Source organism: Okeania sp. SIO3I5 (assembly GCF_010672085.1).
GTDB lineage: Bacteria > Cyanobacteriota > Cyanobacteriia > Cyanobacteriales > Microcoleaceae > Trichodesmium.
Genome location: NZ_JAAHHT010000138.1, coordinates 1 through 8,488 on the forward strand (window position 1 = coordinate 1; position 8,488 = coordinate 8,488).

5 protein-coding genes are annotated in these 8,488 nt (G+C 35.5%); 3 read left to right on the top strand and 2 right to left on the bottom strand.

Features of this window, described 5'->3' with window-relative positions:
* Positions 1–1,388 precede the first annotated feature (1,388 nt).
* Positions 1,389–2,153 carry an adenosylcobinamide-GDP ribazoletransferase gene (gene cobS / locus F6K40_RS25560; RefSeq protein ID WP_293139924.1) on the bottom strand — a complete coding sequence of 255 codons (765 nt, stop codon included), beginning with the start codon at positions 2,151–2,153 and terminating at the stop codon, positions 1,389–1,391.
* Between the two features lie 615 nt (positions 2,154–2,768).
* Here cobS and F6K40_RS25565 point away from each other — a divergent pair.
* Positions 2,769–3,218 (top strand): hypothetical protein, encoded by a 450-nt coding sequence (locus F6K40_RS25565; protein WP_293139913.1) that lies wholly within the window; start codon positions 2,769–2,771, stop codon positions 3,216–3,218.
* A gap of 229 nt (positions 3,219–3,447) precedes the next feature.
* Positions 3,448–4,548, top strand: a complete 1,101-nt coding sequence (gene tgt / locus F6K40_RS25570) for a tRNA guanosine(34) transglycosylase Tgt (RefSeq protein WP_293139914.1) — start codon at positions 3,448–3,450, stop codon at positions 4,546–4,548.
* A gap of 281 nt (positions 4,549–4,829) precedes the next feature.
* Here tgt and panB read toward each other — a convergent pair whose 3' ends face one another.
* Complete coding sequence (gene panB / locus F6K40_RS25575; RefSeq protein ID WP_293139915.1) at positions 4,830–5,624, bottom strand: 3-methyl-2-oxobutanoate hydroxymethyltransferase; 795 nt, start codon at positions 5,622–5,624, stop codon at positions 4,830–4,832.
* A 927-nt stretch (positions 5,625–6,551) separates the two neighbouring features.
* Here panB and F6K40_RS25580 point away from each other — a divergent pair.
* Positions 6,552–8,132 carry an NB-ARC domain-containing protein gene (locus tag F6K40_RS25580; RefSeq protein ID WP_293139916.1) on the top strand — a complete coding sequence of 527 codons (1,581 nt, stop codon included), beginning with the start codon at positions 6,552–6,554 and terminating at the stop codon, positions 8,130–8,132.
* Positions 8,133–8,488: the final 356 nt, after the last annotated feature.

Consider the following 8,488-nt stretch of genomic DNA (forward strand, 5'->3'; position numbering starts at 1 on the left):
ATCAGTTATCAGTACCTCTGCCTAAAGTCAGAGGCTTGAAATATTGAATCGAATATTTTTTTCATCCCCTTGAAAGGGGAGGCTTGAGACCTTATTTTTTGCTCAATGATAAAGTTTCCATGGTATTAATGTACATTAAACTAAGTACATAAAAAATTTACAAAAGTTAATAAGAAAAGAGTTTCAAAGAAGTTTGAATCAACATAAATTAAACCCTATAAACCCATCTTAACTTACTTAGATAAATATTGACACCTTATTTAAAATCCACATTCTATATTTCAAATGTAGTGCCAAATAATATAAAACAGCAGTTCTGCTGATGCAAGACTCTCAAAAGGCAATTAATTAAGCATTAATACTAGGAATCGAAAAATTGATTTTTTTTGAGTAAAAATACCGGATTCTATCCAGAAAAAAAGGATAATTTTTATGTAAAAATTACTCCGAAAATTTGCATAAATCAAAAAAGAAAAATGTCAGTTTAAACTAAAAACTTAGACCACTTCTAGCTAGTAAATGAGTAAGCATTCAGACGTCAGCTATCAGTTTATCAGCTTCCCAAACAGATTTATATTTCACACGACACAATTAATTGTATGGGTTGACAAGTAAAACTTTTTGTTTTTGTGTAAGTATTCAGCTATTAGGGGTCAGCTATCAGCAAGAAAAATCAACCTAAATAGTTAAAATTAGCTGATGCTTTTGTTTTCATCTAGACTTTTAATTCTCGCATTACCTAAATCCTAATTCCTCTTCCAAATACAACAAATAAGTAATATCATGTCCGGATAATTAGTTATAAAAAAACTTTCTTCTTCTTCTCCTATTCTTCCTCTTCCTTCTTTCTTCCCTCCTGACTCCTGTACGGACGCCCTTATGCAACGTCCCTACCTCCTGACTCCTCCGTAGTTATTTATTTATCACTGTTCAACCGGACATGATATAACGCTGAAAGCTGAGAGCTGACGGCTGAATGCTTACGTTTTTGTATTTCAATTTATGGCTTGAAAATGTGCTATAAGTTCAAGGAAAAATTGCTTGATTGATAATTAGAGTTGAGTTCTGAAATCTAATAGCTGAATTATTACATAAATGAAGGAAAGTGATGAAATAGATAATTGATAAAATTAACGAATTAATAGAAAAAAAATACTTTTAAAGTAAGTATTCAGCAGTCAGCTAACAGCTATTAGCTATATTACCTTTAACGCAGAAAAAAGCAATTGAAAAATTTCTAAGAATGAGCATGAAAATTTAGTAGAAGTTAAATGAATGAAGCAAGCATTCATGTCATTTAAAGTTATGATGGACATACTAGAGCCATGAGTATTAAGTATAGCTTGAGTAATATTCAACAAACTCTTCCTACTCGTATTGTCTTTCAGTTATTCCAAAGTAACCAAAACACACAGTAATAATGCTTCAGTCCATTCAACCACAGCGCCGTAAGTATCGCCAGTATGACCGCCCAAACGATTGTTAAACCAAGCACCTGTCAGTAGAGCGATCGCTATTCCTCCTATTGCCATTCCACAACCTACTAACCAATTTTGAGGATCTAATAAAATCAAAATTCCACTTAGACTCACCAATAAAAGTACCCCTAATAAAAAATCCCAAATAGAATATTTTGCCTTTTTATGAAAAGCTCCTTTTCCAGTAGGTTTAAGATAGGGATAACGAGCGATCGCTACTAACTGACCCCATCTTCCCCAACCCCCTACTCCCATTAATATCAACAAACGATAACTATCTAAATCTGTTAAAGCTGTAATTTTTAGCAGTAGTAGAGCGATCGCTGCCATTGCACCAAAAGCTCCTGTAGCACTATCTGCCATTACTTCTAATCGTCGTTTTTGGTCTAACACTGCTAACCCATCAGCAGTATCCATTACCCCATCCAAGTGTAAACCCCCAGTTAAAACAATTCCAGATATTATCACTACAGTCGATCTAGTAAGTACAGGCATCCCTAAAGACTGTAACCCCATATCTACTAAACCCTGAATACCTCCAACCATTAATCCAATCAGTGGAGCAAAACGAGCAATACCATGAAAATCTAAATTCCAATTATGGGGAATTGGTAAACAAGTGTAAAAAGCAATTCCAGCACTGAGCTTTGCCAGAATTTTCCTAATTAGTTGTATCAATATTTACCACCACAATTTTGTTTGTTGAGAAATAGGAGAAACAGTAGAGAGCTTCCATAGAACCTCCCTACCACAATATTCTATTTATAACTAAACTAAATTATCCAAACAGGATCTGATTTGACAAAATAAATTTTATATGGTATATGAATTTTTCAAGATTGTTAAAAATAAACATACATTGTATAACCAGATTCAATATTAATCAGTTAACCTCCCAGATAGGAACTGCGTTAATAGTAGATGTTAAGTGCGTTTAATTGCATAATCTAAGCATCTATAAGGTTATGCATGAAGTCTGTAGGCAGTTGAGTGTTAAATTCCTGACAATAGTAGAATGTAGTGGTTTAGTATATTTTCCTGACTCCTGACTCCTGACTCCTGACTCCTGACTCCTAATTTGATTAATTCTATACGTTGCTAATCCGGTGGTTCCCCTATCTAACCTCGTTAAAATCGCTGCAAAAATTTAAAGAATAGTCTTAAAGGATATATTATTGGTTCATATTCAGAGAAACTGTGCCAGAATTGGAACAAGAATAGCACTATCTTACAACTCAGAACAAAAAAATTGTTCTGCTGACTGTCTACCAAATCAAAGGCTTTTGCTATATGACTTCCAATAATTTTGACCACAGAGTATCTGCACCTTGCATAATCGACAATGGTATTATTGTCAACAAACGTGATATGCAAAGACTATTGATAGATTTAGGCAGAGTCCAATACATCCATACTCAAGATGGCCAAATTCAAAGCCAAGGGGAAGGATACATATTAGAAATATTTGCCGATCGTCAAAGGTCAACCTTAATTGCAAATCACTCAATATATTTGAATGTCTATAGTTTTGACTACCTAGAACTGGGGAAGTCCCCATCTCAAGAAACATATTTTGATTTAGTTAACGAAGGACGCCAGTTAAGACTAATTCCCCTCTCAAACCCCTTGCAAGAAGAAAATAGCAGAAACATTAATGCTGCAGCTTTTGATGCAGTAATGGATCAAGTTTTGTCATCCAATTGGGATATGCAGTTAGATGATGATGATTGCCCATTTTAAGCAGAAAGGAAAAAATAGGGATGGGAAATAATATTGTGAAGTCAGAAGTTATAACTCAGAAGTCAGAAGTCAGAATTTAGAATTTAGAAGTTAAAAGTCAAATTCTTGCTCTAACTAAATTTGAGAGGAGTGAGAAAGTTCTAACCGTTCTGGCGACTGCTATACATAAACTTTTCTCACTAACTGAGAAAACAGGTAAAATTTCTTAATTGCTAAAATTTACTATCCCATGTCCCAAAACTTTTCCTTTCATTCTCAGGCTCGTTGTAGCTATACAAAAGCTCGTGCAGGTATTTTTATGACTCCTCATGGCAGTATAGATACACCTAGATTTATGCCTGTCGGGACATTAGCAAATGTGAAAACTCTCACACCTGCTCAGTTAGAGGCAGCGGGTGCGCAGATGATTTTGGCAAATACTTATCATCTTCACTTGCAACCAGGAGAAGGTATTGTTGCTGGTGCTGGTGGATTACATAAATTTATGGCTTGGAATGGGCCAATATTAACTGACTCTGGAGGTTTTCAGGTATTTAGCTTGGGAGATATCCGAACTATTAGCGAAGCAGGAGTTAAATTTCGCTCTCCTCGTGACGGTAGTATGATTGATTTGACTCCAGAACGTTCAATCCAAATTCAGAATGAATTGGGAGCGGATGTGATTATGGCTTTTGATGAGTGTCCTCCTTACCCAGCGAGTCAGGAAGAGGTGGAGTTGGCAACAAATCGCACTTATCGATGGTTGCAGCGTTGTATTGAGGCCCATCAATGTCAAGACCAAGCTTTATTTGGTATTGTTCAAGGTGGTGTTTATGCCGATCTGCGTTCTAGAGCAGCGAGGCAGTTGGTAGATTTAGATTTGCCTGGTTATGCTATTGGTGGAGTAAGTGTAGGAGAACCTAGTGAGTTAATAGATAATATTGTGAAGGTGACAACTCCTTTGTTGCCGGAGGATAAACCTCGTTATTTGATGGGTATTGGTACTCATAGGGAAATGGTACGGGCGATCGCTTCGGGTATAGATTTGTTTGACTGTGTAATACCGACTCGTTTGGGGCGACATGGAGCAGCATTAGTGAGGGGTGAGAGGTGGAATTTGAAGAATGCTAAGTTTAAGGAAGATTTTAGGCCACTGGATGAGTCTTGTCCTTGTTATTGTTGTCAAAATTTTAGCCGCGCTTATCTTGCTCATTTGGTTAGAGCTAAAGAAGCTTTGGGTTATACTCTTTTGTCTCTGCATAATGTTACAGAATTGATTCGTTTTACCCAACGTATTCGGGATGCTATTTTGGGCGATCGCTTTACCAGCGAGTTTGCTAGTTGGTTGTGAAAGGAGGGTTGAGGAATTAGTCAGGGAGTAGAGGAGTATTCAACAATTAATAATTAATAATTAATAATTATTAATTACCTCTTCTTTTCAAGGAGAAGATTCACTCCAAGGAAAACTTTTTCTTGTTTCTCCTTGCTCATCAGAGGCTTTAAACCTTAATTATTCGGTAAACATATTTCAAATTGGTTTAATACCTGAATTATTAATTATGAATTGTAACATTCAGTCAGCTATTAGCTATTAGCTCACCTACTCTAAAATACCTCTCTTTCCATAGTATCTTAATTCAAAGATCGTGGTTGAGGAAATTTTCTTTCTTTAACTTCCACACTATATTCTTTAACTGCTTGAGTAATAGTCTCTCGCAAATTAGTATAAGATTTTGCAAAGGGTGGCTGCCAATCAGAAATTCCTAAAACATCATTAATCACTAATATCTGACCATCACAATCAGCACCTGCACCAATACCAATAGTAGGAATAGAAATTTTTTCTGTAATCTCTTTGGCTAAATCTACTCCAATATGTTCTAAGATAATGGCAAAAGCACCAGCTTGTTCCAAAGCTACAGCTTCTCCTAAAATACGGGCACTAGCATCAGGAGTTTTACCTTGTTGACGATAACCTCCAAATTGATGTACAGATTGGGGAGTTAGACCGATATGACCCATAACAGGAATGCCTACTGATGTTAGTTTATAGACAGTTTCAGCGATCGCCTCATTGCCACCTTCTAACTTCACAGCTTGAGCACCTGTTTCTTTAAGTATTCTCCCCGCAGAATGTATGGCTTGTTGTAGACTTTCCTGATAAGTTAAAAATGGTAAATCTACCACTATTAAAGCCTGCTTTACACCTCTTCGTACTGCTTTAGCATGATGAATCATTTCTTCAAGAGTGACGGGTATTGTTGTTTCATAACCTAAAGTTACCATTCCCAAAGAATCTCCCACCAGAATTAAATCTACTCCAGCATTGTCTAAAAGTTGAGCGATCGTATAATCATAAGCTGTTAGAGCTACTATCGGGCGACCTTTTTGTTTCCATTGAATTAATTGTCTAATTGTAATTGCCATTTTAATTAAGTTAACCGCTTTGGGGAAGTCAAAAATCAAAAGTCATGCATTAATCTCTGACTAGGTTTTTCCTACGTCCATGCGGAGTCAACAGGATTTACCAATGTCTGCCAAGGACATAAGAGTTTTTCTAGGTTGAAGCTATACTCCATTGACCTGAAAGGCTAATTATATCTAGCTTTTAACTGGCTTTTAAGCCAACGAGTCACACCCAGATGGATCTATCTGTTCATTTACCCAAATAGTCATGGTTAATAACCTCAGTATTATCTGTGATGTTCCTGACACTAAATTAAAAATTAGTATTACATCTTAAATTATAGTCCCAAGCGATCGCTTCATAGTTATTGGCACTATTACCACTTCCTAGAAATAGTTATTTTTTACACAAAAATTGACACCAAATCTTTATGATAAATTATATAACTTGTGGTAAGATTTTTGATACACCAAAGAAATAGTTGGTTAGAACAATAGTAATAGGTAAAACGAAACGGTTAACAAAAAATAGGAAAAAAAATGTCCTAAGTATCCCTTTCCCTGCTATATAAAGTGCTTTCCAGATTGATGAACAACATCCTCACAACTAAAATCTTGCAGGGACTTACTTGTAGCGACGTTCTATGGAAAGTCTCTACTGTGGTATACCCAAATCAAAACTGCTGTAAGTGCCTTTTACCTTACCTGTAGCCTTATAGCTGTTAACTTCTAACTGTTTCAAAAGTCCCTTTTAGGTTACTTAAGTTATAAAAATGTCAGTATATTGGCTAGAAAACCTCACTTAAATTGAAATTTTGGGTTATAATATATCTATAGTTATATGTTGTTGCAATAGACAGGGCAGCTAGGATATGTTCAAATTCTCTAAACTCAGTCACAGCAAAAATTTAACTTTATGACTTTTAAATGTATGACTTTTGACTTGGTATGACGTTAATTCCTCAAAATTTTCTGAAACAAGTTGCAAGTGGCTATGGTGTCTCAGATACAGAATTTGAAGTCTTATCTAAGGCTTTACTGGAAGGAGAGTCAATCGCCACAATTGCCACACAACTAAAACTTAAGCCAGAAACGGTTCGTAAACGACTGGGTGAAACTTATCGTAAGTTTCAAATTTCCGGTAAAGGTCCAGGAAAAATGGCTAAGTTACAGCAATTATTGGTAGCTCTATATCAGGAGCAAACTCAATCTGAAGAGTTTTTATCTCGGAGTGCCGAACCTACTAATTTGATTTCTTGTCAGGATTGGAATGCTGCACCAGATGTTGAAACATTTTATGGGCGGAGTGAAGAATTGTCTCAGTTGAATCAATGGATTTTAAGCGATCGTTGTCGGTTAGTTGCTCTATTAGGGATGGGGGGAATGGGAAAAACTACCCTAGCGGTGAAACTTGCTAAACAAAATGCAGGTAAATTTGATTTTGTGATTTGGCGATCGCTACGTCAGGGGATGTCACTTGGTTCTATTTTGTCGGATTTTATCCAATTTTTATCCCCTCAATCATTGAGCAACTTTGAGGAGATTGAAGTTGGGATTTCTCAACTGATGGAGATTTTACGAAGTAATCGTTGTTTATTGGTTCTTGATGATGTGGAGATGATTTTAAGTTGTCAGGATTTAGCAGGTTACTATGCTGATGGTTTTACAGACTATGGAAAATTCATTCAACGAATTGCTGAAGAGCCGCATCAAAGTTGTTTGATTTTGGCAACTTCTGAGAAGTTGAAAGATTTAGGTCAGTTGGAAGGGCAAAAAGTTCGCTCATTACAGGTGGTTGGTTCTGAAGAAATTTCCCAAAAAATTTTAGCAGAACGAGGATTTGTTGTGAGTCAAAATTGGGTGAGTCTGATTGAACGCTATGGTTGTAATCCTTTAGCAGTTAAGATTATTTCGGGAATGGTTCAAGAATTATATGCTGGTCAGGTTGGAGATTTTATTAAAAATACGCTTTTAATGGGAGATGTTCGCTCTTTACTCGATCAACCTTTTCAACGATTATCTTTAGCTGAGAAAGAGTTGATGTATTGGTTAGCTCTTGAACAACAACCTATAAATTTATCTCAACTGCAAGAAAAAATTTTATTACCTCTATCAGCATCGGAATTATTAGAAACAGTTGGTTCTCTTGGACGACGTTCGTTAATAGAAAAAAGCCAGAAACAGGGTCAAACTTATTTTAGTCTTCAACCTGTAGTGATGAAATATGCGATTGAACAGTTTGTTCGTCAAGTAGATGAAGAGTTGGTGGGATTGATCAAGAATCAAGATTTGTCAGGAATTCGTTTGTTGAAACTTTATCCCCTTGAAAGTTCTGAGAATAGTAACAAACATTATTCTATTCTGGATTTAGTTATGAATCGATTGAGGTCGAGATTATTTACTAATACTAGAGGTTTAAATTTAGCAATTAAACGTTTAGAAGAAAGTTTATCAAATTTACAAGAAGAATTTTTTGAGGGAGAATACATTACCCAAAATCTAGAAAATGTTATTAATGCAATTCAATAATACAGAAGGAATAACGAAAAATATACTGTCAAACTTTAGATGTGAAAAAAAATTCCCAAAATTACTGTAGTCTGAAAGTTGGGAGTGGATAAAATCTGGTTTTTGACCTTTAAATTTTGACTTTTAACTGCTGTAGTTTATCCAATTCCTTATTCAAAAAAAATGGCAAAATAACTTTACAAATAATGTCAAACTTGAGATGTGAAAGAATTTCTGAAAATCACTGTATTCTGAAAGTTTTGAGCCGATAAAATCTGGTTTTTGAGTTTATAAATTTTGACTTTTAACTGCTGTAGTTGCTCAAATTCCTTATTCCACAAATTGGCAAAAAAATTTTACAAATAATGTCAAACTTG

Excerpts from the sequence above, each read along its gene's own strand:
- F6K40_RS25565 (WP_293139913.1), top strand. The coding sequence starts at position 2,769 with ATGACTTCCAATAATTTTGACCACAGAGTATCTGCACCTTGCATAATC.
- tgt (WP_293139914.1), top strand. The coding sequence starts at position 3,448 with ATGTCCCAAAACTTTTCCTTTCATTCTCAGGCTCGTTGTAGCTATACA.
- panB (WP_293139915.1), bottom strand. The coding sequence starts at position 5,624 with ATGGCAATTACAATTAGACAATTAATTCAATGGAAACAAAAAGGTCGC.
- F6K40_RS25580 (WP_293139916.1), top strand. The coding sequence starts at position 6,552 with ATGACGTTAATTCCTCAAAATTTTCTGAAACAAGTTGCAAGTGGCTAT.